Consider the following 24210-nt stretch of genomic DNA (forward strand, 5'->3'; position numbering starts at 1 on the left):
CCCGGCGTGCCCCGCCTCCCGGCGTCATCCCGCCGGAAGCCGCAGCTCGGCCAGGACGGCGCGATGGTCGCTGCCGGGCACCCGGTGCACGGCCACCGACCGCACGGCGATGCGCCGGTCGACCAGCACGTGGTCGATGGTCACCGGCGGGATCCAGTCCCCGTCGTACGGGCCCCAGGTGCCGACCAGGCCCGCGCCGACCTGGTCGGCGGCGTCGACGTAGCCGGTGTCGAGCAGGGCGCGCAGCGGGCCGTGGTCGAGGGTGGCGTTGAAGTCGCCGGCGAGGATCCCCAGCGGTCCGCCCGGGGTGGCGGGCGGCTGCGCCGCCAGGTCGGTGCGCCAGTGCCCGACCTGGTCCACGGCGTACGGGGCCGACGGGTGCGCCGACTCGACCCGGATCGCCGGCGCGCCGGGGACCGCCACCGTGCCGTGGGCCTGGTCGAAGCCCCAGCCGCCGCGATTGTGCCGGACGCCGCCCGCGCTGATCGGGAACCGCGCGTAGAGCCCGGAGCCGACGGTGCCGATGCTCGGGCTGAGCTGCCGGTGGGGGAGCAACCCGTCCAGGCCGAGCCGCTGCAGCTCCACCTCGGCGGCCGGGGTGAACTCCTGCACGGCGAGCACGTCGACCCGGTGGCGTCGGACCAGGTCGACCAGCGCCCCCGCGTCGCCGGCCCCGGCGAGCAGGTTGGCGGTCAGCAGCCGCACGGTCGGCCCGGCGGCCGGGGGCTGCCCGGACGGCAGGGCCCGGGGCGCCACCACGGCCACCAGCGCCGCCGAGGCCAGGGCCGCGACCACCGCGGGCCCCCGCCGCCGCAGGGCGAGCGCGAGCAGCAGCGGCAGCAGGCTCCCGGCGGCGGCGTACGGGGTGAAGGCGAGCAGTTGCACCAGCGGCCCCCGGTCGAGGCCGCCCAGCCGTACGGCGGCCCAGGCGCAGCCGGGTGCGACGGCGGCCCAGAGCAGGGCGCCGCGCAACCGTGCCGCCCGGCGGGTCGTCGCCGGTCGCGTGGTCTCGACGATCATGGCTGGAGGGTAGCGCCCCGTCGTCGGGCCCCGCGCTCCCGGACGCGCGCGCGGGGCAAATTGTGAATGGTGAAGCGCTCGCTTCTCACAATTCTGCGGCGCGCTGTCCGATGGTTAACGGAATGTGATCAACTATTGACGTGCTGCTTTTTCCGGTGCTAGGTTCCAGTGGGTTGAGACGTCGAAACTCTGAGTAGTAATGCCTGCTCAGGGGCGGTGAAAATCGTTGAGTCGATAGCGTCTGCGGGCGGCCGGAAGCACGGGCGTCCGGGCGGTCGTCACTCATTTTCCCGGCCCGCGAAATGGACATCAGCCAGTCCCGCGATCGGTGGGATCGGTCGAATCCGCACGGTCAACAAAAGGGAGACCTGTCATGACCACAATCTTCCGACGTAAGGCGATAGCGGTGGGCTTCGCCGCCCTGGCACTCACCCTGGCCGGGGGCGGGATCGCCGTCGCCCAGCCAGCCGCGCAGGCGCCCGTCGAGGCGGCCCAGCCGGCCGTCCGCCAGCCCGGCTCCGGCAGCCAGCCGGCCGTGACCCCCGCCGAGGCCCGCAGGGCCAGGGCGGCGCTGGCGCAGGGCCCGTCGGCGCTGGCGACCACGCCGGGCACCGTCGCCTCCGCCGTCGTCATCGGCGGCACCCTGCTGCGCGGCTCGCCCGAGGCGGTCTCCGCCACCCGGTACGGCCCCGGGCAGTACCAGGTCCTGTTCAACTACAACGTCTCGCAGAAGACGTACGTGGCGACCATCGGCAGCGCCGACCCGTCCAACGTGCCGCCGGGCGGCGAGATCTCGGTGGCGCCGCGGCTCCAGACGCCGAACGCGGTCTTCGTCCAGACCCGCAACTCGTCGGGCACGCCGGCGGACCGGCCGTTCCACCTGGTCGTCGCCAACTGACCACACGCGGAAGGGAAGGGCCCCTGATCGTAGGGGCCCTTCCCTTCCGGCATCGGGTTCCGTACGGCTGCGGCAGCCGGGCGCGGGGCGGGTGGGTCGTCCCGGTTCGAGGCCGTTAGGGGCGCTCCGGCGCTGATAATCCGACGTTTGCCCGGCCACCGCCACGGGAAGCAAGCACCGTGACGGACATCTCGGACACCCTGGCCAGCGTGCCCAGCCCGGCCGATCCCGACGCGACGGCGGCCGACCTGGAACAGACCCTCTTCGAGGTCAAACGCGTGATCGTCGGGCAGGATCGACTCGTCGAACGCCTGCTCACCGCCCTCGTCGCGGACGGGCACTGCCTGCTGGAGGGCGTGCCCGGGGTGGCCAAGACGCTCGCCGCGCAGACCCTGTCCACCGTGGTGGGCGGCACCTTCTCCCGCATCCAGTTCACCCCCGACCTCGTCCCCTCCGACATCGTCGGCACCAGGATCTACCGGGCGTCGCGGGAGAACTTCGACGTCGAACTGGGCCCGATCATGGCGAACCTGGTGCTCGCCGACGAGATCAACCGCGCCCCGGCCAAGGTGCAGTCCGCCCTTCTGGAGGCGATGGCCGAACGGCAGGTCTCCATCGGCGGGCACAGCTATCCCGTGCCCGAGCCGTTCCTGGTGCTGGCCACCCAGAACCCGATCGAGTCCGAGGGCGTCTACCAGCTCCCGGAGGCGCAACGCGACCGGTTCCTGATGAAGGTCGTCGTCGACTACCCCAGCGACGCCGACGAACTCACCATCCTCTACCGGATGAGCGCCGACCGACCCACCGCCCGCCGGGTGCTCGATCCCCAGCGGCTGCGGGAACTACAGGCCCGCGCCGCCCACGTCTTCGTGCACCACGCCCTCGCCGAGTACGTGGTCCGGCTCGTCCTCGCCACCCGCGACCCGGGCCGGTTCGGCCTGCCCGAGGTCGCCCCGCTGCTCGCGTACGGGGCGAGCCCCCGCGCCACCCTCGGCCTGGTCGCCGCCGCCCGGGCCCAGGCGCTGCTGCGCGGGCGCGAGTACGTGCTGCCCGAGGACGTCCGCGAACTCGCCGTCGACGTGCTCGCCCACCGGTTGGTGCTCTCCTTCGACGCGGTCGCCGACGGGGTGGCCGCCGAGGCGGTGGTCCGGCGACTTGTGGAGGCCGTGCCGCCGCCCCGCGTCGCCACCGGCCACCCGGAACCCGCGACCGAGCTGGCGGCGGCATGAGGTGGGGCGGGGCGGACGCGCCGACCGTGCCGGCGGACCCGGGACTGGCCGAGCTCACCGGGGACCGGCGGTTGCGTCGGCTGGAACTGACCGTCACCCGCCGCCTCGACGGGCTGCTGCACGGCCGCTACCGTGGCCTGCTGCCCGGCCCGGGCAGCGAACCGTCCGGCAGCCGGGAGTACCGCCCCGGGGAGGACGAGGTCCGCCGGATGGACTGGGCGGTGACCGCCCGCACCGGGGTGCCGCACGTGCGCGAGGTCGACGCCGACCGGGAGCTGACCACCTGGCTGCTTGTCGACGCGAGCCCCAGCATGGAGTACGGCACCGCCGAGCTGGACAAACGCGAGCTGGCGGTCGCCGCCGTCGCGGCGGTCGGCTTCCTCACCGGGGGCGTGGGCAACCGCCTCGGTGCGCAGGTGCTCGGCCCGGCCGGGCTGCGCCGCTTTCCGCCCCGCAGCGGGCGTACCCACCTGCTCGGGCTGCTGCGCGCCCTGCTGAACGCCCCGCGCGCCGGCGGTGATCCGGCGTCGGCGGGCCCCGACCTGGCCGACGGGTTGGCCGCCGTGCAGCGGGTGGCGCTGCGCCGCGGCCTCGTCGTCGTGGTCTCGGACTTCCTCGACGGCCTGCCCGACGACCCCCGGCACCCCACCTCCTGGGAACCGTCCCTGCGCCGCCTCGCCGTGCGGCACCAGGTGCTCGCCGTGCAGGTGACCGACCCCCGCGAACTGGAGCTGCCCGACGTCGGCCTGGTCACCCTGGTCGACCCGGAGACCGGGCGGCGGCGCGAGATCTGGACCGGCGACCGGGCGCTGCGCGAGCGCTACGCGGCAGCCGCCGCCGTCCAGCGCGAGCAGGTACGCCAGGCGGTGCGCCGCAGCGGGGCCACGCACCTGCCGCTGCGCACCGACCGGGACTGGGGTGCCGACATCGTGCGGCACGTGCACGCCCAGCGTCGGCTGGCGGCGGCACCGGCCCGGGCGGCCCGGGGAGGTACGGCGTGAGCTGGCAGTCCCCCGCCCGGCTCTGGCTGCTGCTCGGGGTGCTCGCCCTGGCCGCCGGCTACCTGCTGATGCAGCGGCGGCACAGCCGCTACGCCGTCCGCTTCACCAACCTGCGGCTGCTCGACCGGGTCGCGCCCAAGCGCCCCGCCTGGCGCCGGCACGTGCCGGCCGGGCTCTTCCTGGCCATGCTGGCGCTGCTGGTGGTCGGCTTCGCCCGGCCCACGGCGGAGGTGCGGGTGCCCCGCGAACGGGCGACGGTGATGGTCGCCGTCGACGTCTCCACCTCGATGCTCGCCGGCGACGTGGAACCGGACCGGCTCAGCGCCGCCAAGGAGTCCGCCCGGCGCTTCGTCGATGGGCTGCCCGACGAGTTCAACGTCGGGCTTGTCGCGTTCGCCGGCAGCGCGGCGGTGCTGGTGCCGCCGAGCACCGACCGGGAGGCGCTGCACGAGGGGGTCGAGCGGCTGGTCGAGGGGGCCACCGGGGTGCAGGGCACGGCGATCGGGGAGGCCATCAGCACCTCGCTCGGCGCGGTGCGGGGCTTCGACAGCCAGGCGGCCAAGGATCCGCCGCCGGCCCGGATCATCCTGCTCTCCGACGGCGCGAACACGTCCGGCATGGACCCGATGGAGGCGGCGGCCGAGGCGATCGACATGAAGGTGCCCGTGCACACCATCTCGTTCGGCACCCCGGGCGGCACCGTGGACCGGGGCGGCCGGCCGATCCAGGTGCCCGTGGACGGGCAGACCCTGCGCGCGGTCGCCGAGGAGACGGGCGGCGTGTTCCACGAGGCCAACACCAGCGACGAGCTGCGCGCCGTCTACGAGGACATCGGCACCTCGGTCGGCTATCGCACCGAACGGCAGGACGTCTCGGCCCGCTTCATCGGTCTCGGGCTGATGCTCGCCATGGGCGCGGCGGCCGGCTCGATGCGCTGGTTCTCCCGGCTGCCCTGAACCCGTCCGGCCACCGTCGAGAAGGACACGTGAGGAGCGTACGCATGGCAGTGCAGACCGGGCTGGGCGAACCGCGCGGCCCCTGGTTCATCTCGCCCGAGCTGGATCCGGACGGCCGGGGCCGGTGGGACGGGCCCGGGCCGGAGAATGGCCCGGGCCGGTGGCGCCCGCGGGGCCGGCTCCTGGCGGGGCTGGCGGTGGTGGCCCTGTCGTCCGTCTCCGGCGCGGTGGCCGGCGGCGTGGTGGCCGGCCGGGACGCCCCCGGCCCGGCGGCGGCCGCGGCGGCCCCGGTCCCGGCGGAGCTGGTGACCGCGGCCGGGAAGACCGTGCCGGGGGTGGTCTCGGTGCTCGTGGGCGGGGCGGGTGGCTCCTCGGCGACCGGCTCCGGCTTCGCCGTCGACGACCAGCAGCACATCGTCACCAACGACCACATCCTGGCCAAGGGGCGTGGCGGCTCGGTGACCGTGGAACTGCCCGACGGCCGGCGGTTCGCCGCCGAGGTGGTCGGCCGGGAGCCGCGCAGCGACCTCGCGGTGCTGCGGGTGCCGCCGTCGGCCGGTCTCACGGCGCTGCCGCTGGCCAAGCCGGGCTCCACCCGGGTGGGCGAGCCGGTGCTGGCGGTCGGCTCGCCGCTGGGGCTGCCCGGCACCGTCACCGCCGGCATCGTCAGCGCCCTGGACCGGCAGGTACGCCTCGGCGACAACCGGCACCACGCCGTGCAGACCGATGCCTCGATCAATCCGGGCAACTCCGGCGGCCCGCTGGTGAACGCGCGCGGCGAGGTGGTCGGGGTCAACACGGCCATCGCCACGATCGACGGCAACGGTTCGATCGGGATCGGCTTCGCCATCCCCATCGAACAGGTGCAGCAGACCGCCGACACGATCATCGGCAAGGGCGGCTGAGCTGCGGGTACGCCCGTTCGGGCCGGCCGGGAACGTGAAAACTGTCGGATCTTGGCGGCCAGTGATCACCCGATGGAAATATCACGCCGGGTCTGGATTACTGGCGTGGGTGGAGCGTCCTGAGTTCGTGGTCCTCCTGCTGGTGGGCCTGTTGATCGGTACCGGGGTGGGGTCGGCGTACGCCCGGGCGCGACGCGGCTGGGCCGACTACCAGACCGTCCGCAAGACCCTGCCCGTCGCCCGGCGAACCGCGTGGCTGCTGATCAGGGTGGCCACCACGAAGGTCGGGGTGATCGCCCTGCTGCTGCTGGGCGCGGTCGCGTACGCCGCCGCCGACACCGACGGTGCGCCCGCCCCGCCCGGCCCGTCCCCGAGCCCGTCCGCCACCACGGGCGTCAGGGTGGGGCGTTAGCCTCGGGGAGTGGACGACGGACTGCGGGTGACCGACCGGTGGACCGTTCCCGCAGCCGAGCTGCGGGAACGCTTCTCCCGGTCGTCGGGGCCCGGTGGGCAGGGCGTCAACACCACTGACTCCCGGGTCGAGTTGAGCTACGACCTGGCGGCCTCGCCCGGTGTGCCCGAGCCGGTGCGGGAACGGGCGCTGCAACGGCTCGCCGGTCGGCTGGTCGACGGCGTGCTCACCGTGACCGCCAGCGAACACCGGGCGCAGTTGGCCAACCGGGAGGCCGCCCGGGAACGGCTGGCGGCCCTGCTGCGCGAGGCCGCCGCCCCGCCGCCCCCGCCGCGCCGGCCCACCCGCCCGTCCCGCGGGGCCAAGGAGCGCCGGCTGGCCGACAAGAAGCGCCGGTCCCAGCGCAAGCGCGACCGCCGCGTCGACGGCGACTGAACCGCGCGTCGACGGCGACCGAACCGCGCCGGGCGCCCGTCGGCCGGGTTCAGTCGGCCCGGCTCGGTGCGGTGGTGCCCAGGAGCCGGTCGCACTCGGCGACCAGCCGCGCCCGCAGGGGCGCGGCGCGCCGCGCGAACGACCGCTGCGCCCGCACGTACTCGTGGCGTCCCTCGGCGGTCTCCACCCGCAGCGGGGCGTAGCCGAGGGCCTCCAGGTCGTACGGGGAGGCGCGCATGTCCAGCGTGCGGATCTCCCGGGCCAGCTCGAACGCGTCGGCGACCAGCTCGCTCGGCACCAGTGGGGAGAGCTTGTACGCCCACTTGTAACAGTCCATGTTGGCGTGCAGGCAGCCCGGCTGTTCGTGGGCGTGCTGCGTCTCGCGCGTCGGGGTGAGCAGGTTCAGCGGGCGGGCCGGCGCGGTGAAGAACCGGTACGCGTCGAAGTGGCTGCACCGCACGCCCCGCTCCGCCACCACCGCCGCGGTCGCCTCGGGGCTGAGCCGCAGCGGCCAGGCGTTGTGGCGTACCTCCTCCTGGGTCTGCCGGTAGACCATGGCCCACTCGTGCATCCCGAAGCAGCCGAGGTGCGCGGGCCGGCCGGCGGTGGCCGCCAGCAGCCCCCGGATCCACCCGATCGACTCGGCGCGACGGGCGCGTACCGCCTCGGTGTCGAGGGTGACCCCGGCGGCGGTGGCGCGGTACTCGCGGCCGAACGCGGCCGGGTCCGCGTCCCGCAGCAGCGCCCCCGCCCCCGGGTGCCAGCGGCGTAGCTGGGCGGGGCGGTGCGAGTAGTAGGTGAAGAGGAAGTCCTCCACCGGATGCCGGGCGCCCCGGCGGCGGCGTTCCAGGTGCGGGGTGAGCCAGGCGTCGACCCGCTCCTCGTGGGCCCGGCGCCGCGCCTGCCACCGCGCCGCGTCGAGCACGACGGTCGGGGCGGGGGCGGCGGTCACCGGGCAAGCGTACGACCGCCGCCCCCGGCCCCGGTCAGGGCACGTCCACCCGGACCCCGGCGGAGAACACCCCGCTGCGCAGCTCCAACTGCTCCGGGGCCTGCCCGGCGACCGTGAAGACCAGCGGCAGCACCGTGCGGGCGCCGCCCGCCATCGGCTGGGCGAAGACGTCACGGCCCTGGTTGGCGGCGCGCGTCGCCTGCTCGTCGGCGCTGACGAAGTTGCCGTCGGGCAGGTACGCCCGTTGCAGCCGGCCGTGCCAGCTCTGCTGCTCCCGGGTGAGGTTGCGCACCCCGACGGTGGCCTCGCACCGCCGGGCCTCCCCGCCCGGTCGGCAGGCGACGCGGTACACGGTGAACTCGAACGCCGACTCGCGCAGCGGCTCCCCGACGGTGCCGTTCACCCCCCGGCCGACCCACGCGCCGCCGGTCGGCTGGCCGTCGGTGTCGATGGCGGCGGCCTGCCGGGTGGCCGTCCAGGCGGCCGTGCCCACCGTGCCCGCCAGCACCGCGGCGGCCACCGGCACGATCAACCAGACGGACGGCCTGCGGCGGATCTGCTCGGGGCGGGGCGCGGCCGGGCGCGGGTAGACCGTTCCCGGCCCCCCGCCGGTGAGCGCGGCGGCCACCGGTCGGCGTCGCCGCCGCCAGATCCAGGCCCCGCCCACGGCGAGCACCACCACCGCGGCCAGCGCGGCCAGCAGCACCGGTGTCCGGCGCCACGGCGGCGGCTCGGACCGCTCGGCCGCGGCGGCCGGCGCGACCCCGTTCCAGGTCGCCGTCGCGCAGTCGTACGGCCGGCTGCCGGCGCGGTCGAAGGCGCAGGCCGGGGCGGTCAGCGGCCGGTCCGGTGCGGCGGCGGTGAGTGCCGTGCCCAGGGTGGTGGTGCTGCGGGCGGGCAGCTTGAGCTGCCAGGTCACCTCGATGGCCGACCGCCCGGCGTCCCGGGTGGCCCGGCCCCCGGCGGTGATGGCGGTCGCCGACGCGCCGGCCGGCAACTCCTGGCGCACCGTGGTGTCGACCGGAGTGGGGCCGCTGTTGCGGACCTGGATGCGGTAGCGCGGCGCCGGCGTGCTCTCCGGCACCACCGCGACCGTGACCGGCGGCTTCGCCACCGGCGGGGCCGCCCGGGTCGGGGTGGGCACCGCCGGCGGCGCCGACGGCATCGCCGGTTGCGGGGTCGGCGCGGCCGCCGGTGGTGGCGCGGCCGCCGCGGGTGGGGCCGCCGCGGGCAGTGCGGGCACGGCGGCGAGAATGCCGAGGCAGTGTACGAACACTGCGAGGGCCCTGTGGTGTCGTGTCGATGCAGGCATACGAACGAACCTCCGCAGCCGACGCTAGGGGCGGGCCGACGCCGGGCGGGTACGAATTCGCGAACACCGCCCCCGGGAACCGGCGGGGGGATAGGGTGCGCCCCCGGCCCCCCGCACCGCCTCCCCGCCGTGCTCGGCGGGCCACGCTGGGGCCGTCCGCGTCCCGCCTGGGCCGGTGGGCGGGCCGTCGGGGCTAGATTGGCCTGGTGCGTATCGCTCGTTTTGCTCATGCCAAGGGAATGTCGTTCGGGGTCGTCGAGGGCGAGTCGGAGGCGGGCCCGCAGGGCCTGACCGTCGCCGAGATCGAGGGCCACCCGTTCGGCAAGATCACCTTCAACGGCGCCCGGTGGGCGCTCTCCGACGTCCGACTGCTCTCGCCGATCCTGCCCAGCAAGGTCGTCTGCGTCGGCCGCAACTACGCCGAACACGCGGCCGAGCACGGCAGCGAGGTGCCGAAGGAGCCGCTGCTCTTCCTCAAGCCGTCGACCTCCGTCATCGGGCCCCGGGACGCGATCCGACTGCCGATCTTCTCGAAGCAGGTCGAGCACGAGGCCGAGCTGGCGGTGGTGATCGGCGCACCGGGCGCCCGCCGCGCCGACCGGGCCGCCGCCGAACGGGCCATCTTCGGCTACACCTGCGCCAACGACATCACCGCCCGGGACCTGCAACGCTCCGACGACCAGTGGACCCGGGCGAAGGGCTTCGACTCGTTCTGCCCCATCGGGCCGTGGATCACCACCGGGCTGGACGTGCGCGACCTGGAGATCCGCTGCGAGGTGGGCCGCGACCCCGAGGCGATGGAGGTCCGTCAGCTCGGCCGGACCCGGGACATGGTCTTCGACGTGCCGGGCCTCGTGTCGTATGTCTCACACGTGATGACGCTGCTTCCCGGCGACGTGGTGCTCACCGGCACGCCGGCGGGGGTTAGCCCCATCGTGGAGGGGGATACGGTCACCGTGCGGATCGAGGGGATCGGGGAGTTGACCAACCCGGTGGTGCCGGTCGTCTGATCCGCGTCGGGGTCCCGTTTCCGCAGTTCAGGGGCGGTTTGGGGAACTCGATTTGGCCTGCCGGCACCGGGAGGGTAAAGTTTGCTCCCGGCACCGCAAGGGGCCAATGGGGTATGGGGTAATTGGCAGCCCAACTGATTCTGGTTCAGTTAGTCTAGGTTCGAGTCCTGGTACCCCAGCGCAGTCGAGGTTCGAAAAGAGCCTCGGGCGCTGGTTCTCGTGAAGAGATCAGCTCCGGTTCCCGGTCAGGGGACCGGGGTTGTCTCTGATAGAGTCCAGCGGCACCGCTCGACGGAGTGGTGCCGCAGTGAAAGTTCTGGCCCCGTCGTCTAGTGGCCCAGGACGCCGCCCTCTCAAGGCGGTAGCGCCGGTTCGAATCCGGTCGGGGCTACAGCATTCGCACGGCCCGTTCCACTCCGGTGGGACGGGCCGTTTCGCATGGACGGGCCGTTTCGCATGGACGGGCCGTCTCGCACGCCGCCCGACCGGATGCCCGCACACGCCCTCGGCGCCCCTGCGGTCGTCTCCCGGTGCTCGGGTGGGCACGCTTCCGCCCTTCCCGCCCTCCGGCGGCGACCGCCCCGGTTTTCGCTCCCCCAGGGAACGCCGCTAGACTACAGCGGCACCGCCCGGAAGGGCGGTGGAAGCAGTAAAAGTCTTGGCCCCGTCGTCTAGTGGCCCAGGACGCCGCCCTCTCAAGGCGGTAGCGCCGGTTCGAATCCGGTCGGGGCTACAACTCACAGAAGACCCGCCACGCTCCGCGCGGCGGGTCTTCCGCTATCCCACCCCCCACCCCACCCCGCCCCGGCCCCACCCCGCCCCGGTGATCATGAAGTTATTGCCACGACACGCCGGGCGGACGGGCAATAACTTCATGATCAACCCCGCAGGTGGGGGTGGAGGGTGGGGTTAGAGGCCGGAGAGGCGTTGGCCGGCTCGGACGACGGCCATCGCGTGGCGTTCGCCGGGGCGGCGTCCCAGCCGCTCGATCGGGCCCGAAATGCTGATCGAGGCGATGACCCGGCCGGTGCGGTCGCGGATGGGCGCCGAGATGCTCGCCACACCGGGCTCCCGCTCGGCGACGCTCTGGGCCCAGCCCCGGCGGCGCACCTCGGCCAGGGTGCGGCCGGTGAACTTGGAGCGGGGCAGCAGCGGCATCACGGCCTCCGGCGGCTCCCAGGCCAGCAGGATCTGCGCCGCGGAGCCCGCCGTCATCGGCAGCACCGAGCCGACCGGCACGGTGTCCCGCAGGCCGCTGGCCCGCTCGGTGGCAGCCACGCAGATGCGCTCGTCGGCGCGGCGCAGGTAGAGCTGGGCGCTTTCGCCGGTGGCGTCCCGCAGGGCGGCGAGCAGCGGCTCCGCCGCCGTCAGGAGCACGTCCGGCGCGGCGTTGGCGAGTTCACCCAGGCGCGGGCCGGGACGCCAGCGCCCCTGGGTGTCCCGCACCAGCATCCGGTGTATCTCCAGCGCCTGCGCCAGCCGGTGCGCGGTGGCCCGGGGCAGCTTGGTGCGTTCAACGAGTTCGGCCAGGCTGGCGCCGTCGACGCAGGCGGCCAGGATGACCACCGCTTTGTCGAGAACGCCGACACCGCTCATACTGTGTCCCACAAACCGAAACTTACCTCCCAGAATTTAGGATGTCCAGATGGTGGGAGTCACTACTGCCGAGCCGAGGACCCTGGCCGAGAAGGTCTGGGACGCACACGTCGTACGGTCCGCCGAGGGCGAGCCCGATCTGCTCTTCATCGACCTGCACCTGCTGCACGAGGTGACCAGCCCGCAGGCCTTCGACGGGCTGCGCCTCGCCGGGCGTCGGGTGCGCCGCGCCGACCTGACGCTCGCGACGGAGGACCACAACACCCCGACGGGGTACGCCGACCCGTCGTTCCGCCAGCGGCGTGGCGACCTGCTCACCATCGCCGACCCCACGTCGCGTACGCAGATCGAGACGCTGCGCCGCAACTGCGCCGAGTTCGGCGTCCGGCTGCACCCGCTGGGCGACGCCAACCAGGGCATCGTGCACGTCATCGGCCCGCAGCTCGGGGTCACCCAACCGGGCATGACGATCGTCTGCGGCGACTCGCACACCGCCACCCACGGCGCGTTCGGCGCGCTGGCGTTCGGCATCGGCACGAGCGAGGTCGAGCACGTGCTGGCCACCCAGACGCTGCCGCAGAGCCGACCGAAGACGATGGCGGTGAACGTGACGGGGCAGCTCGCCCCCGGGGTCACCGCCAAGGACCTGGTGCTCGCCCTGATCACCCAGGTCGGCACGGGCGGCGGTCGTGGGCACATCGTCGAGTACCGCGGCGAGGCGATCCGGTCGCTGTCCATGGAGGGGCGGATGACCATCGCCAACATGTCCATCGAGTGGGGCGCCAAGGCCGGGATGATCGCGCCCGACGAGACGACCTACGCGTACCTGAAGGGGCGGCCGAACGCCCCGACGGGCGCCGACTGGGACGCGGCGCTCGCCTGGTGGCGGACCCTGCCCACGGACGAGGACGCCACGTTCGACGCGGAGGTGACCCTGGATGCTGCCGCCGTCACCCCGTTCGTCACCTGGGGCACCAACCCGGGCCAGGGCGCACCGCTGGGCGCGGTGGTGCCCTCCCCGGAGCAGTTCGGCACCGAGGCCGAGCAGACCGCCGCCCGGCGTGCGCTGGAGTACATGGACCTGCGCCCCGGCACGCGGCTGCGGGACCTGCCGGTCGACGTGGTCTTCGTCGGCTCCTGCACCAACGGCCGGCTGGAGGATCTGCGCGCCGCCGCCGACGTGCTGCGCGGGCACCGGGTCGCCGACCGGGTGCGGATGCTGGTCGTGCCCGGATCCGCCGCCGTTCGCGAGGCGGCCGAGGCGGAGGGGCTGGACAAGGTCTTCACCGAGGCCGGCGCCGAGTGGCGGTTCGCCGGCTGCTCCATGTGCCTGGGCATGAACCCGGACACGCTCTCGCCGGGGCAGCGTTCCGCCTCCACCTCCAACCGCAACTTCGAGGGCCGCCAGGGCCGGGGCGCACGCACCCACCTGGTCTCCCCGCCGGTCGCCGCCGCCACCGCCGTGGCGGGCCGGCTGGCCGCCCCCGCCGATCTGTAGAAGGGCAACCCGATGGAACGGTTCACCACCCACACGGGCCCGGCCGTGCCGCTGCGGCGGTCGAATGTGGACACCGATCAGATCATCCCCGCCGTGTACCTCAAGCGGGTGACCCGGACCGGTTTCGCGGACGGCTTGTTCAGTGCCTGGCGCGAGGACCCGGAATTCGTGTTCAACGATCCCGCCCATTCGGGTGCGCCGATCCTTGTGGCCGGTCCGGAGTTCGGCACCGGCTCCTCCCGGGAGCACGCCGTCTGGGCGCTGCGCGACTGGGGCTTCCGCGCCGTCATTGCCCCCGGCTTCGGCGACATCTTCCGCGGCAACGCGCTCAAGGAGGGCCTGCTCCCGGCCGAGCTGGAATTGAAAGCCGTCGAGCGGATCTGGGAGCTGGTGGAGGCCGACCCGACCACCCCGGTCACCGTCGACCTGACCACCCGGCAGGTGCGCGTCGGGGCGGCCAGTTGGCCCTTCCCGATTGACGACTTCAGCCGCTGGCGGCTGATGGAGGGCTTGGACGACATTGGACTCACCCTGCGCCACGACGCGGAGATCGAGGCCTTCGAGACCACCCGGCCGCCGTTCCTGCCTTCGGTCGCATAGCCGTACGCCCGATCCCACAGCGGATTCCACCCCCATCGGCCCGGCCGGTGGGGGTGAATCCGTTACGACACAAGGGCTTTTTTCGGCCGAATGTTTGTGTCTCGGCAGCACAGGGCATACCGTGCGCGCAGAATGGCTCGCGTCGAGTCAGTTGCACAATCGGGAGGAAGTCGTGAACAAGGCCGAGCTCATCGAGGCGCTCGCCGTTCGCCTGGGGGACCGGAAGACGGCGACGGCTGCGCTCGACGCGGTCCTCGCTGAGGTCCAGGCGGCGGTCACCAAGGGCGAGAAGGTGGCGATCACCGGATTCGGAGCGTTCGAAAAGCGCGTCCGGGGCGCCCGAACAGCGCGCAACCCGCGGACCGGCGAGGCGGTGAAGGTCAAGAAGACGTCCGTCCCGACCTTCCGGCCGGGCGCCGGGTTCAAGGAGATGGTGGCCAGCGGCAAGGTGCCGAAGGCCACGGCGGCGGCGAAGAAGGCCACGGCCGCCACCAAGACCACGTCCGCCGGGGCGACCGGCGCGAAGGCGACCGGGGCCAAGGCGACGGGGGCCAAGGCGACGGGGGCCAAGGCGACGGGGGCCAAGGCGACGGGGGCCAAGGCGACGGGGGCCAAGGCGACCGGCGCGAAGGCGACCGGCGCGAAGGCGACCGGCGCGAAGGCGACCGGGGCCAAGGCGACCGGCGCGAAGGCGACCACGGCGGCCAAGAAGGCCCCCGCGGCGAAGGCGACCAAGACCACCGCGGCGAAGAAGACCGCGACCGCCAAGGCCGCGCCGGCGAAGAAGTCCGCCGCGGCGACGAAGTCCACCGCGGCGAAGAAGACCACCGCGACGGCGAGCAAGAGCACGGCGGCAAAGAAGGCGCCGGCAAAGAAGGCGCCGGCAAAGAAGGCGGCAGCCAAGCGCTGAGGCGGGGGCCGCGACCAGGCGCCGAGTCAGGAAGAGCAGGCGCCGCGGTGCGCGGGCTACGCGCCGGGCCGGAGGGTCGTGCGCCGAGGCCAGCGGTACGCGGGGGCGTCCACCGACAGGTGGGCGCCCCCGACCGTTGACCGGGACCGGGTCCCGCCCGGAGAATCGCCGCACCCCCTCCGGTCGGCGAAAGGCAGCCCGGTGCGCTACCGCCACCTCACCACAGTCACCCTCGCCCTGGGCGTCGTGCTCCTGGCCGACGTCCTGCGCGTCTTCCTGCCGGCCGTCATCACCATCTTCGGGCAGGCCGCCTCGACCCCCGCCGAACTGCTGGGGGCGTTCGCGCTCGGCTGGTTCCTGCTCGCCCTGGCCGCGCCCGCACTGGTGCGCCGGGTCGGCGCCCGCCCCGTCACCCTCGCCGCCGCGGTGCTGCTGGTCGTCGCGCGCCTCGCCGTCAACGGCCAGCCGGGCGGCCGGCTCCAGCTCTGGCTCGCCACGGCCGGCCTGCTCGCCGGGCTGGTCTGGCTCGCCGGTGCCGCCGCCGGCACCGACCGCCCCGTACCGGGATTGGCGCTCGGGCTGGCGCTCAGCGCCACCCTGCACACGGCGCTGGACACGTACCGCTCGGCGTCCTTCGGCCAGTGGCCGGCGTGGCTGGCCGCCGTCGGGGTCGGGGGACTCTTCCTGGCGGGGTACGCGCGACCCGCCCCGCCGCCCGGTCCGGGCGGCGCACGGAGCTGGTTGCTGGCCGGGCCGGCGCTGCTGCTCGCCGGCATGGTGGCGCTCTCCCCGGCGGTCACCCGGACGGCGACCTCCTACCAGTTCGGCCTGCTGCGCTCGGGCCCCGCCGATGAGGCGGGGATGGCCACGGTGCCGCTGTTCGGCCCCGCCCCGCTCGCCGTGGCGGTCGGCGGCTTCCTGCTCGCCGCGCTGGCCTCGCCGCGCCGGGGCGCCTGGCGGTGGCTCGGCCCGGTGGCCCTGCTCGGCGGGGCCGTCCTCGTCGCCCTCGAGCGCGGGGAACTGCTGCTGCCGGCCGTCCTGCTCACCGCCGCCGGTCTCGGCGCGTGCCTCGCATCGGCCGGCGCGGCCGACGGCGACGCCGGCGAGACCGGTGCCCCGGGGGCGGCCGGCGGCGAGACCGGTGCCCCGGGGGCGGCCGGCGGCGGGCCGGGCACGGCACGGGCCGCCCGACGACGCGGGTACGCCGCCGTCGCCGGGATGCTGGTCTTCGCCGTCGTGGCGGTGGCGTACTACTCCGCCTACGACCTCGGCCACCCCAACGCCGGGCTGCCGGTGGCGGTCGCGGTGCTGGTCGCCGCCGTCGCGCTCGCCGCCCCGCCCGCCCCGGGGCCCCGCCGGTCGCCGCTGCCGCCGGTGTGGACGGCCGCCTCGGTCGCCGCGCTGACGCTGCTGGCCGCGGTCGTGAGCGACGAACCGCTCTCCGCCAGCAACCGTCAGGGGCCGCCGGACACGGTGCGGGTGGCGGCATACAACGTCCGGATGGGGTTCGGGATCCACGGCCGGTTCGACCCGGACGCGCTGGCGCGGGCCGTCGCCGGGGCCGACGTCGTGGCGCTCAGCGAGGTGGACCGGGGCTGGCTGCTCAACGGCGGCCACGACACACTCGACCTGCTGGCGGAGCGGCTGGACATGCCGTACGTCTTCGCGCCGGCCGCCGACCCCCTCTGGGGCGACGCGGTGCTGAGCCGGTGGCCACTGGACGCGGCGCGTACCCGGCCGCTGCCGGCGCTCGGCGCGCCCACCGGGGCGCAGGCCCTCGGGGTCACGGTCGACCTCGGCGCGGGCGTCCGCCTCGCGGTGGTCGCCACCCACCTGCAACCGCCGCCCGGCGAGGCCCCGGTGGTCCAGGCCCGCGCGGTTGCCGACTTCGCCCTCCGGTACGCGGCCGGCCGGCCCCTGGTGGTCGCCGGCGACCTGAACACCGAGCCGGGCGACGCGGCGTTCGCCGAGTTCACCCGGGCCGGCCTGGTCGACGCGTTGGCCGCCGCCCGGCCCCTGCCGACGAGCCCGGCGGACGCCCCGAGCCAGCAGATCGACCACATTCTCGTCACCCCCGGCCTGGCGGCCGGCGACCCGGCGGCCCCGCCTGGTACGGCCAGCGACCATCTGCCGGTCGCGGTGACGCTGACCCTGCCGCCGACCTGACCCGCCCGGCCGTGGCGGGGACAGCGGCCGTCGCGGCTCCCGGCGGCGCTCAGAGGCGGTCGGCGGCGAGCAGGCGGTCGGCGGCGAAGGCGAGCAGCCAGCCGCCGCCCTTCGGGGTGGTGAAGTCGCCTGGCCGCCCGCTGAGCCGGGCCAGGGCGTCCGGGATCACCTTGCCCTGGCTGCACACCCCCGCCGGCTCGCCCGCGGTCGCCAGCGTGGCCAGGAGGGCGGCGGTGGCCAGCGCGCACTCGTCGGGCTGCTGGCCCGGTCGCGGCTCGTCAAGGTCGCCGTGGACCTCGATCGGCAGGTCGAGCAGCGCCGCCGCCGGGTCGAGGGTCTGCACGCAGCGGCGGGCCGAGGCCGACAGCAGGCGTACCGGGCGGACCAGGGCCACCAGCGGGGCGAGCGCGTGGGCCTGCGCCCGGCCCCGGGCGTCGAGCGGTCGGCCGGTGTCGGGGCCCGGGTAGGTGGCCCGCCTGCCGGCGTGGGCGTGCCGGACCAGCACCGCCGCCGTGGTGACCCTCGGCAGGGCCGCGAACGCGGCCAGCACCTCGGCGTCGTGCGGGTAGCTGACCAGCCGGATCGCCTCGTCCACACCGAGCCAGCACACATCGTCGACCTCGGTGGCCGGCTGGAAACCGCCGGTGGCCACCGCCCGCATCGACCAGTAGTCGACCACCTTCGGGCGGCCCTCGCTGCGGTAGCGCACGGTGGGCAGGCGCACCTGCGGCACGGCCCGGGCGTCGGCCTCCTCGGCCACCTCGCGTACGGCGGCGAGCAGCGGATGCTCGCCCGGCTCCACCTTGCCCTTGGGCAGCGACCAGTCGCCGTAGCGGGGCCGGTGCACCAGGCAGACGCGCACCCCGTCGGGCGGTACGGTGGCGCCGGCCTGCGGCCCGGGGCCGGCTGCCGGGCGCCACACGACACCGCCCGCCGCCCGGATCGGCGGCGTCGCGTCGGGGACCCTGGCCGGCCAACTGCGGCCCGGCCCGGCGGCGTCCCGATCATCCAGCATGTGGCCAGCCTATGCGCTCCCGGTCAGCCCGCCGTGTCACCGACGCGACGCAGCAGCAACTCCTGGAGGTGGACCGGCGGCTCGCCGCCCGCGCCGGTACGCCGCCGCCAGGTGCCGTCCGCCGCCAGCTCGAACGCGTCCACGTCGGGGCTCATCGCGGCGGTCAGCACGTGGTCCAGTTCGGCCCGGGCGACCGGGTCGCTCACCCGCACCAGCGCCTCGACCCGCCGGTCCAGGTTGCGGTGCATCAGGTCGGCCGAGCCCATCCAGAACTCGGCGTCGCCGTCGTTGCCGAACCGGAAGATCCGGGAGTGCTCCAGGAACCGGCCGAGGATCGAGCGGACCCGGATGTTCTCCGACAGGCCGGGCACCCCCGGGCGCAGCGTGCACATGCCCCGGATGACCAGATCCACGTGTACGCCGGCCCGGGAGGCCCGGTAGAGCGCGTCCGTGATCTTCTCGTCGACCAGCGAGTTCACCTTGATCTGCACGAGCCCGGGCGTGCCCAGCCGCACGTGCGCGATCTCGCGTTCGATCCGCTCGATCAGCCCGCTGCGGATGCCCTGCGGCGCCACCATGAGCCGCCGGTAGTCGGTCTGCCGGCTGTAGCCGGTGAGCACGTTGAACAGGTCGGTCAGGTCGGCCCCGACCTCCGGGTCGGCGGTGAGCATGCCGAAGTCCTCGTAGAGCCGGGCGGTCTTCGGGTGGTAGTTGCCGGTGCCGATGTGGCAGTAGCGGCGGATCTGGTTGCCCTCCTGGCGTACGACCAGGGCCGTCTTGCAGTGCGTCTTCAGACCGACCAGGCCGTAGACGACGTGGCAGCCGGCGCGTTCCAGGGTCCGCGCCCAGCCGATGTTGGCGACCTCGTCGAAGCGCGCCTTGACCTCGACCAGCACCACCACCTGCTTGCCGGCGGCCGCCGCCTCGACGAGCGCGTCGACGATCGGGGAGTCCCCGCTGGTGCGGTAGAGGGTCTGCTTGATGGCCAGCACGTCCGGGTCGGCCGCGGCCTGCTCGATGAAGCGTTGCACGCTGGTGGCGAACGAGTGGTACGGGTGGTGCACCAGGATGTCGCCGTCGCGCAGGGTCGCGAAGACGCTGCGCGGCATCTCGCCCTCGGTGATGCGGGGATGGGTGGCCGGCACGAACGGCGCGTCCTTCAGGTCCGGCCGGTCGGCCTCGTCGTAGAGCTGCCAGAGCGCCGACAGGTCGAGCAGGCCGGGCACCCGCAGCACCTCCTGGTCGTGCATGTCCAGCTCGCGCACGAGCAGCTCCAGCACGTGCTCGGAGATCGAGGCGGCCACCTCCAGCCGGACGGGCGGGCCGAACCGGCGCCGGGCCAGCTCCCGTTCCAGGGCCTGGAGCAGGTCCTCGTCGCGGTCCTCGTCTACCTCCATCTCGGCGTTGCGGGTGACCCGGAACAGGTGGCACTCGACGACCCGCATGCCGGAGAAGAGCTGCCCCAGGTGCACCGAGATCAGGTCCTCCACCGGCAGCATCCGCACGCCCGGCAGGTCGCGGTGCACCCGGACGAAGCGGGGCACGTTGTCCGGCATCTTGACCCGGGCGAAGAACTCCGAGCCGCCGTCCGGGTCGCGGACCGCCACCGCCAGGTTGAGCGACCGCCCCGAGATGTACGGGAAGGGGTGCGCCGGGTCCACCGCCAGCGGGGTCAGCACGGGGAAGATCTGCTGCCGAAAGTACGCGCGCAGCCGCTGCCGCTCGGCGTCGTCCAGGTCGGCCCAGCGCAGGATCCGGATGTCCTCGGCCGCCAGCTTCGGCAGCACCTCGTCGGTGAAACAGGCCGAGTGCCGGGCGACCAGGGTCGCGGCCCGGCCGGCGACCAGCTCCAACTGGGTGCGCAGTGGCATCCGGTCGCCGCCGCGCACCGGCAGGCCGGCCTGGAGCCGGCGTTTCAGCCCGGCGACCCGCACCATGTAGAACTCGTCGAGATTGCTGGCGAAGATGGCCAGGTACTTTGCCCTCTCCAGCAGCGGCGTGCCGGGGTCCTCGGCGAGGGCCAGCACCCGGGCGTTGAAGTCGAGCCAGGAGAGTTCCCGGTTGAGGAAGCGGTCCGCCGGCAGCGGCTCGGCCGGGGGTAGCTCGTCCCCGGGGTCGGCCGCCGCGCCGGGCGTCGCGTCGAGCACCTCCGCCAGACCGGCGGAGCCGGCCGCCGCGTCGGTGCCGGGGACGTGCGTGCCGGGAGCTACGGCGGAGCCGGCCGCCGCGTCGGTGTCGAGGGCTTGCGTGCCGGGGCGCCCGGCGGATCCGCCGGTCCGGAAGCGGCCGTCGGCGCCCCGGGAGCGGGCGCCGGCCGGATCGGTCTGCGGTTGGTGGGCGGAGTGCTCACGGGGGGTGCTCACCCGACAATGATCGCCCGGATCGGGGCGACGCAGAACGGACTTCGCCCGACGATCAGGCCATCGTCGGCAACGTCACGCGCACGACGCCGCCGGCGGCGTCGGTCTCGACGCGCAACCGCTGCCCGAGGCGCAGCAGCCGCAGCCCCGAGGCGTCGAACGCCGGGGCCGGAAAGGCCAGCTCGGTGCCGTCGTCGAGCAGCAGCGTCCCGCTGCGGGTCGTCGCGTCGTAGGTGGCCACCGTCCCCTGCATGCCTCGCACGCTACACGCCGCCCGGGTCGCGCGGTCCGCGGCGGCGAGTGCGGCGGTGCGTGGCCCCAGCCCGAGCCGGGCCGCCGCGGCCAGGTCGTCGGCGGTGTCCACGTCGCGGCGCAGACTCGGCCAGTCCCCGGTGAGGGCGACGGCCCCGCTCGCGGCGTGCGCGGCGGCCGAGCCGACCCCGAAGCGGGGATCCAGGGGCACGCCGGGCGGCGCGGCCAGCAGCACGGTGCCCGAACCGGGCGCGTCGGGCACGTACCGGCGTACGCCCGGGGGCGTGGCCCGGGCGGCGTGCAGCGCCGCCGCCAGCTCGGCCGGGCGCAGCGCGGGCAGGTCGGCGGTGAGCCCGGCCAGCCAACCGCCGCCGGCGGCCGACGCGCCGTGCCGGAAGGCGGCGTTCAGTCCGGCGCCGGGGGCGTCGGGCAGCGTCCGGGCGCCCGCGCGGCGGGCGGCCTCGGCCACGCGGGCGTCGTCGGTGACGACCAGCAGCCCGGCCACCGCCGGGCAGGCCCGCACCGCGGCGACCGTGTCGGCGGCCAGGGCCAGCGCCACTTCCTCGTGCGGTACGGCCGGCAGCGCCCCCCGCAGCCGGCTCTTCGCGGCGGCGAGGCGCTTCACCGGCACCACCACGGTCCACCTCGGCTGACTCACCCCGCCATCCTGCCAGCGTCCGGCGGTACCCTCTCTGGCCGGACCCGGTTCGAGCAGGCATGATTCCGCTGCGGGGCGTCAGCGGGGTGCGGGCCCGGTGCGGGTCCGGGCGGGACGAGGAGGCGCGGTGACACGGCGGAGGCTGGGATTCTGGCGACGGTTCGCCGTGGTGCTCGTCAAGCCGGTGCTGATGGTCTGGACCCGGCGCACCTGGCGGGGCATGGAGCACCTGCGCGGCACCGGCGGCGTGATCATCGTGCCGAACCACATCTCGCACGCCGACCCGCTCGTCGCGGCCCACTTCGTCTACGACTCCGGCCGCTGGCCGCAGTTCCTCGGCAAGGCCAGCGTGTTCCGCGTCCCCGTGATGGGTTGGATCCTGCACCGCTGCCGGCAGATCCCCGTCGAGCGGAACACGGCGGACGCCGTGCGGTCGCTGGACCACCTCGTCGCCGCGCTCGACTCCGGCGGCGCGGTGGTCATCTACCCGGAGGGCACGATCACCCGTGAGCCGGACCTGTGGCCGATGAAGGGCAAGACCGGCGCCGCCCGGCTGGCGCTCGCCACGGGGGCGCCGGTCGTCCCGGTCGCGATGTGGGGGCCGGAGCGGATGTTCGACCCGCGCCGGGCGCGACTGGACCCACGCCCCCGCATCCCGGTGACCGTGGTCGCCGGGCACCCCGTCGACCTGGGCCGGTGGGCCCGGGCGACTCCGACGAAGGCCGTTCTCGAGGAGATGACCGACACCATCATGCTGCGCCTTCGTGACATGCTCACCGATATCCGGGGCGGCACCCCGCCGCCACTGTGGGAACGGGCGGCCCGCCCTGGCGAGGCGCGGCGGCCGGGGGCGACGGCGTGAGCGGGCACGTCGCGGTCCTGGGGGCCGGCTCGTGGGGCACGGCGTTCGCCAAGATCCTTGCCGACGCCGGCCGGGACGTGACCGTCTGGGCCCGCCGGCAGGCGGTGGCCGACACCATCCGCGCCGAGCGGCGTAATCCGGAGTACCTGCCGGACGTGCGGCTGCCGTCCCGGGTCACGGCCACCGGGGACGCGGCCGAGGCGATCACCGGCGCCGAACTGGTGGTGCTGGCCGTGCCGTCGCAGACGCTGCGCGGCAACCTGGCCGAGTGGACGGCGCACCTGCACCCGGACGCCACCCTGGTGTCGCTGATGAAGGGCATCGAGCTGGGCACCACCAAGCGGATGAGCGAGGTGGTCGTGGAGACCACCGGGGTGGCGGCGGACCGGGTGGTGGTGGTCTCCGGCCCCAACCTGGCCCCCGAGATCGCCGCCGAGCAGCCCGCCGCCACCGTGGTCGCCTGCACCGACCAGGGCCGGGCCACGCTGGTGCAACGCTCCATCACCACGCCCTACTTCCGCCCCTACACCAACGACGACGTGATCGGCTGCGAGCTGGGCGGCGCGGTGAAGAACGTGATCGCCCTGGCGTACGGCATCGCGGTGGCGATGGGTTTCGGCGACAACACCAGGGCCATGCTCGTCACCCGGGGACTGGCCGAGACGGCCCGGCTCGGGGTGGCCCTGGGCGCCGACCCGCTCACCTTCGCCGGCCTGGCGGGCATGGGCGACCTGGTGGCCTCCTGCTCGTCGCCGCTGGCGCGCAACCGCACCTTCGGCGAGCACCTGGGCCGGGGCGCGACCCTGGAGGAGGCCCGCGTCGCGACCCGGCAGACCGCCGAGGGCGTCAAGAGCGCGCTGGCCCTGCGCGATCTGGCCCGGGCGCACGCGGTGGAGATGCCGATCATCGAACAGGTCGAGCTGGTCTGCCACGAGGGCCTCGATCCGCGGCTCGCCGTCGAGGCCCTGATGAGCCGCACCACCAAACCGGAGTGAGGGACATGAGCGACCACGACGGCACCCGTTGCGTCCGCGCCGGCCTGCCCGAGCCGGTTCCCGGCCAGCCGTTCCTGCCCGGGCCGGTGTTCGCCGCGCCGTACCACCTGGACCCGTGGGCGGGGCCGGCGGCGGCGCCCGACGGCTACGGCCGGACCGACAATCCCACCCGGCGGCTGCTGGAGGCGGCGATCGCGGAGCTGGAGGGGGGCGACTGCCGGGTCTTCGCCAGCGGGCAGGCGGCGATCACCGGGCTGCTGCTGACGGTGCTGCGGCCGGGGGACACCGTGGTGCTCCCGTCGGACGGCTACTTCTCCGTCCGGGCGTTCGCCGCCGACACGTTGCAGGGTCTCGGCGTACGGGTGGTGCTCGCCCCGACCGCCGGCCCGTACCCCGACTTCGACGGCGTCCGCCTGGTGCTGCTGGAGACCCCGGCCAACCCGGGCCTGGACGTCGCCGACGTGGCGGCGCTGGCCGCGCGGGCGCACGCGGCCGGCGCCCTGGTCGCGGTCGACAACACCACCGCCACGCCGCTTGGGCAGCGTCCGCTGGACCTGGGCGCCGACGTGGTGGTGGCCTCCGGGACGAAGGCCCTGACCGGGCACTCCGACCTGCTGCTCGGCTACGTCGCGACGCGTTCGGCGCAGCTGTGTGACGCGGTCACCCGCTGGCGCGACCTCACCGGGGCGGTGCCCGGCGCGTTCGACGCCTGGCTGGCGCACCGGTCGTTGGCGACCCTGGACCTGCGGCTGGCCCGGCAGACCGCGAACGCGGAGGCCCTCGCCGGGCTGCTCGCGGGGCGCGCCGACGTGACCGGGGTGCGCTGGCCGGGGCTGCCGGGCGACCCGGCGTACCCGGTGGCGTCGGCCCAGATGCGCCGGATCCCCGGGGTGCTCGCCTTCGACCTCGGCGACGCCGACCGGGTGGCCCGGTTCCTCGACGCGGCCCGGCTGGTCGGCGCGGCCACCTCCTTCGGCGGCCAGCACACCACCGCCGACCGGCGGGCCCAGTGGGGCGACGACACCGCGCCCGGCTTCGTCCGGCTCTCCTGCGGGTTGGAGGACGCCGACGACCTGGTCGCCGACGTCACCGCCGCGCTCGACGCGAGCCGTGACGCCGGCTGACTCCGGGGTGCGGGGAGCGTCGAGGCGCGCCCCCCGGGGCCGCC

General features: G+C 74.9%; 21 protein-coding genes, 3 tRNA genes and 1 pseudogene. 18 read left to right on the plus strand and 7 right to left on the minus strand.

Features of this window, described 5'->3' with window-relative positions:
* Nucleotides 1-24: 24 nt before the first annotated feature.
* The gene (locus ACQ452_RS06830) at nt 25-1020 is read right to left on the minus strand and encodes an endonuclease/exonuclease/phosphatase family protein (RefSeq protein WP_433391141.1); all 996 of its coding nucleotides are present in this window, start codon (nt 1018-1020) and stop codon (nt 25-27) included.
* 373 nt (nt 1021-1393) lie between these two features.
* Between ACQ452_RS06830 and ACQ452_RS06835 the strand changes: the two genes are divergently transcribed.
* The 7 genes from ACQ452_RS06835 to arfB all read left to right on the plus strand — a co-directional run bounded on the left by ACQ452_RS06835 (nt 1394) and on the right by arfB (nt 6856).
* Nucleotides 1394-1918 carry a hypothetical protein gene (locus ACQ452_RS06835; RefSeq protein ID WP_433391144.1) on the plus strand — a complete coding sequence of 175 codons (525 nt, stop codon included), beginning with the start codon at nt 1394-1396 and terminating at the stop codon, nt 1916-1918.
* 179 nt (nt 1919-2097) lie between these two features.
* Nucleotides 2098-3147 (plus strand): AAA family ATPase, encoded by a 1050-nt coding sequence (locus ACQ452_RS06840; protein ID WP_433391147.1) that lies wholly within the window; start codon nt 2098-2100, stop codon nt 3145-3147.
* Nucleotides 3148-3173: 26 nt separating this feature from the next.
* Entirely contained in the window at nt 3174-4148 is a 975-nt protein-coding gene (locus tag ACQ452_RS06845; protein ID WP_433394015.1) for a DUF58 domain-containing protein, read from the plus strand.
* On the plus strand, nt 4145-5104 hold the full coding sequence (locus ACQ452_RS06850) for a VWA domain-containing protein (protein ID WP_433391150.1): 960 nt from the start codon (nt 4145-4147) through the stop codon (nt 5102-5104). Before ACQ452_RS06845 ends, ACQ452_RS06850 begins: the two co-directional genes overlap by 4 nt.
* A 44-nt stretch (nt 5105-5148) precedes the next feature.
* Nucleotides 5149-6009: a S1C family serine protease gene (locus ACQ452_RS06855; protein ID WP_433391153.1), complete on the plus strand. Its 861-nt coding sequence runs from the start codon at nt 5149-5151 to the stop codon at nt 6007-6009.
* A 109-nt stretch (nt 6010-6118) separates the two neighbouring features.
* Nucleotides 6119-6421 (plus strand): hypothetical protein, encoded by a 303-nt coding sequence (locus ACQ452_RS06860; protein WP_433391156.1) that lies wholly within the window; start codon nt 6119-6121, stop codon nt 6419-6421.
* A 9-nt stretch (nt 6422-6430) separates the two neighbouring features.
* Entirely contained in the window at nt 6431-6856 is a 426-nt protein-coding gene (arfB, locus tag ACQ452_RS06865) for an alternative ribosome rescue aminoacyl-tRNA hydrolase ArfB (RefSeq protein WP_433391159.1), read from the plus strand.
* A gap of 49 nt (nt 6857-6905) precedes the next feature.
* On the opposite strand, the gene ACQ452_RS06870 is transcribed toward arfB, so the two are convergent.
* Both ACQ452_RS06870 and ACQ452_RS06875 read right to left on the minus strand, forming a co-directional pair.
* Nucleotides 6906-7808, minus strand: coding sequence for a 3-methyladenine DNA glycosylase (locus tag ACQ452_RS06870; RefSeq protein ID WP_433391162.1), 903 nt, complete (start codon nt 7806-7808; stop codon nt 6906-6908).
* A 34-nt stretch (nt 7809-7842) separates the two neighbouring features.
* Nucleotides 7843-9120 carry a hypothetical protein gene (locus ACQ452_RS06875; RefSeq protein ID WP_433391165.1) on the minus strand — a complete coding sequence of 426 codons (1278 nt, stop codon included), beginning with the start codon at nt 9118-9120 and terminating at the stop codon, nt 7843-7845.
* A gap of 206 nt (nt 9121-9326) precedes the next feature.
* On the opposite strand from ACQ452_RS06875, the gene ACQ452_RS06880 reads away from it, so the two are divergent.
* From ACQ452_RS06880 to ACQ452_RS06895, 4 genes are all read left to right on the plus strand, one after another.
* Nucleotides 9327-10130 (plus strand): fumarylacetoacetate hydrolase family protein, encoded by an 804-nt coding sequence (locus tag ACQ452_RS06880; protein WP_433391167.1) that lies wholly within the window; start codon nt 9327-9329, stop codon nt 10128-10130.
* Nucleotides 10131-10237: 107 nt separating this feature from the next.
* A tRNA-Gln gene (locus ACQ452_RS06885) sits at nt 10238-10309 on the plus strand.
* Nucleotides 10310-10448: 139 nt separating this feature from the next.
* Nucleotides 10449-10521 (plus strand) — tRNA-Glu (locus ACQ452_RS06890).
* Nucleotides 10522-10790: 269 nt separating this feature from the next.
* Nucleotides 10791-10863, plus strand: a tRNA-Glu gene (locus tag ACQ452_RS06895).
* A 176-nt stretch (nt 10864-11039) separates the two neighbouring features.
* On the opposite strand, the gene ACQ452_RS06900 is transcribed toward ACQ452_RS06895, so the two are convergent.
* Nucleotides 11040-11726 (minus strand): IclR family transcriptional regulator, encoded by a 687-nt coding sequence (locus tag ACQ452_RS06900; protein ID WP_433391169.1) that lies wholly within the window; start codon nt 11724-11726, stop codon nt 11040-11042.
* 49 nt (nt 11727-11775) lie between these two features.
* Between ACQ452_RS06900 and leuC the strand changes: the two genes are divergently transcribed.
* The 4 genes from leuC to ACQ452_RS06920 all read left to right on the plus strand — a co-directional run bounded on the left by leuC (nt 11776) and on the right by ACQ452_RS06920 (nt 16900).
* Nucleotides 11776-13224, plus strand: coding sequence for a 3-isopropylmalate dehydratase large subunit (leuC, locus tag ACQ452_RS06905; protein ID WP_433391172.1), 1449 nt, complete (start codon nt 11776-11778; stop codon nt 13222-13224).
* A gap of 12 nt (nt 13225-13236) precedes the next feature.
* Nucleotides 13237-13824, plus strand: coding sequence for a 3-isopropylmalate dehydratase small subunit (leuD, locus tag ACQ452_RS06910; protein WP_433391175.1), 588 nt, complete (start codon nt 13237-13239; stop codon nt 13822-13824).
* Between the two features lie 172 nt (nt 13825-13996).
* Nucleotides 13997-14734, plus strand: coding sequence for an HU family DNA-binding protein (locus tag ACQ452_RS06915; RefSeq protein WP_433394017.1), 738 nt, complete (start codon nt 13997-13999; stop codon nt 14732-14734).
* Between the two features lie 201 nt (nt 14735-14935).
* Nucleotides 14936-16900: an endonuclease/exonuclease/phosphatase family protein gene (locus ACQ452_RS06920; RefSeq protein ID WP_433391178.1), complete on the plus strand. Its 1965-nt coding sequence runs from the start codon at nt 14936-14938 to the stop codon at nt 16898-16900.
* Between the two features lie 49 nt (nt 16901-16949).
* Here the strand turns inward: ACQ452_RS06920 and ACQ452_RS06925 are convergent, their stop codons facing one another.
* The 3 genes and pseudogenes from ACQ452_RS06925 to cofC all read right to left on the minus strand — a co-directional run.
* Nucleotides 16950-17915 carry an NUDIX hydrolase gene (locus tag ACQ452_RS06925; RefSeq protein ID WP_433391181.1) on the minus strand — a complete coding sequence of 322 codons (966 nt, stop codon included), beginning with the start codon at nt 17913-17915 and terminating at the stop codon, nt 16950-16952.
* A gap of 23 nt (nt 17916-17938) precedes the next feature.
* Nucleotides 17939-20278, minus strand: a complete 2340-nt coding sequence (locus ACQ452_RS06930; protein WP_433391184.1) for an RNA degradosome polyphosphate kinase — start codon at nt 20276-20278, stop codon at nt 17939-17941.
* 265 nt (nt 20279-20543) lie between these two features.
* Nucleotides 20544-21185: pseudogene (gene cofC / locus ACQ452_RS06935) on the minus strand (2-phospho-L-lactate guanylyltransferase); the annotation flags it as partial.
* A 127-nt stretch (nt 21186-21312) separates the two neighbouring features.
* On the opposite strand from cofC, the gene ACQ452_RS06940 reads away from it, so the two are divergent.
* Genes ACQ452_RS06940 through ACQ452_RS06950 form a run of 3 tightly spaced genes read left to right on the plus strand, consistent with a single transcriptional unit; the run spans nt 21313 to nt 24166 of the window.
* Nucleotides 21313-22047 (plus strand): lysophospholipid acyltransferase family protein, encoded by a 735-nt coding sequence (locus tag ACQ452_RS06940; protein ID WP_433391187.1) that lies wholly within the window; start codon nt 21313-21315, stop codon nt 22045-22047.
* Nucleotides 22044-23042 (plus strand): NAD(P)H-dependent glycerol-3-phosphate dehydrogenase, encoded by a 999-nt coding sequence (locus tag ACQ452_RS06945; protein WP_433391190.1) that lies wholly within the window; start codon nt 22044-22046, stop codon nt 23040-23042. Before ACQ452_RS06940 ends, ACQ452_RS06945 begins: the two co-directional genes overlap by 4 nt.
* A gap of 5 nt (nt 23043-23047) precedes the next feature.
* Nucleotides 23048-24166: a cystathionine gamma-lyase gene (locus ACQ452_RS06950; RefSeq protein ID WP_433391192.1), complete on the plus strand. Its 1119-nt coding sequence runs from the start codon at nt 23048-23050 to the stop codon at nt 24164-24166.
* The last annotated feature ends 44 nt before the right edge of the window (nt 24167-24210 follow it).

It is taken from the genome of Micromonospora sp. KLBMP9576 (assembly GCF_050941805.1).
Classification (GTDB): Bacteria; Actinomycetota; Actinomycetes; order Mycobacteriales; family Micromonosporaceae; genus Micromonospora.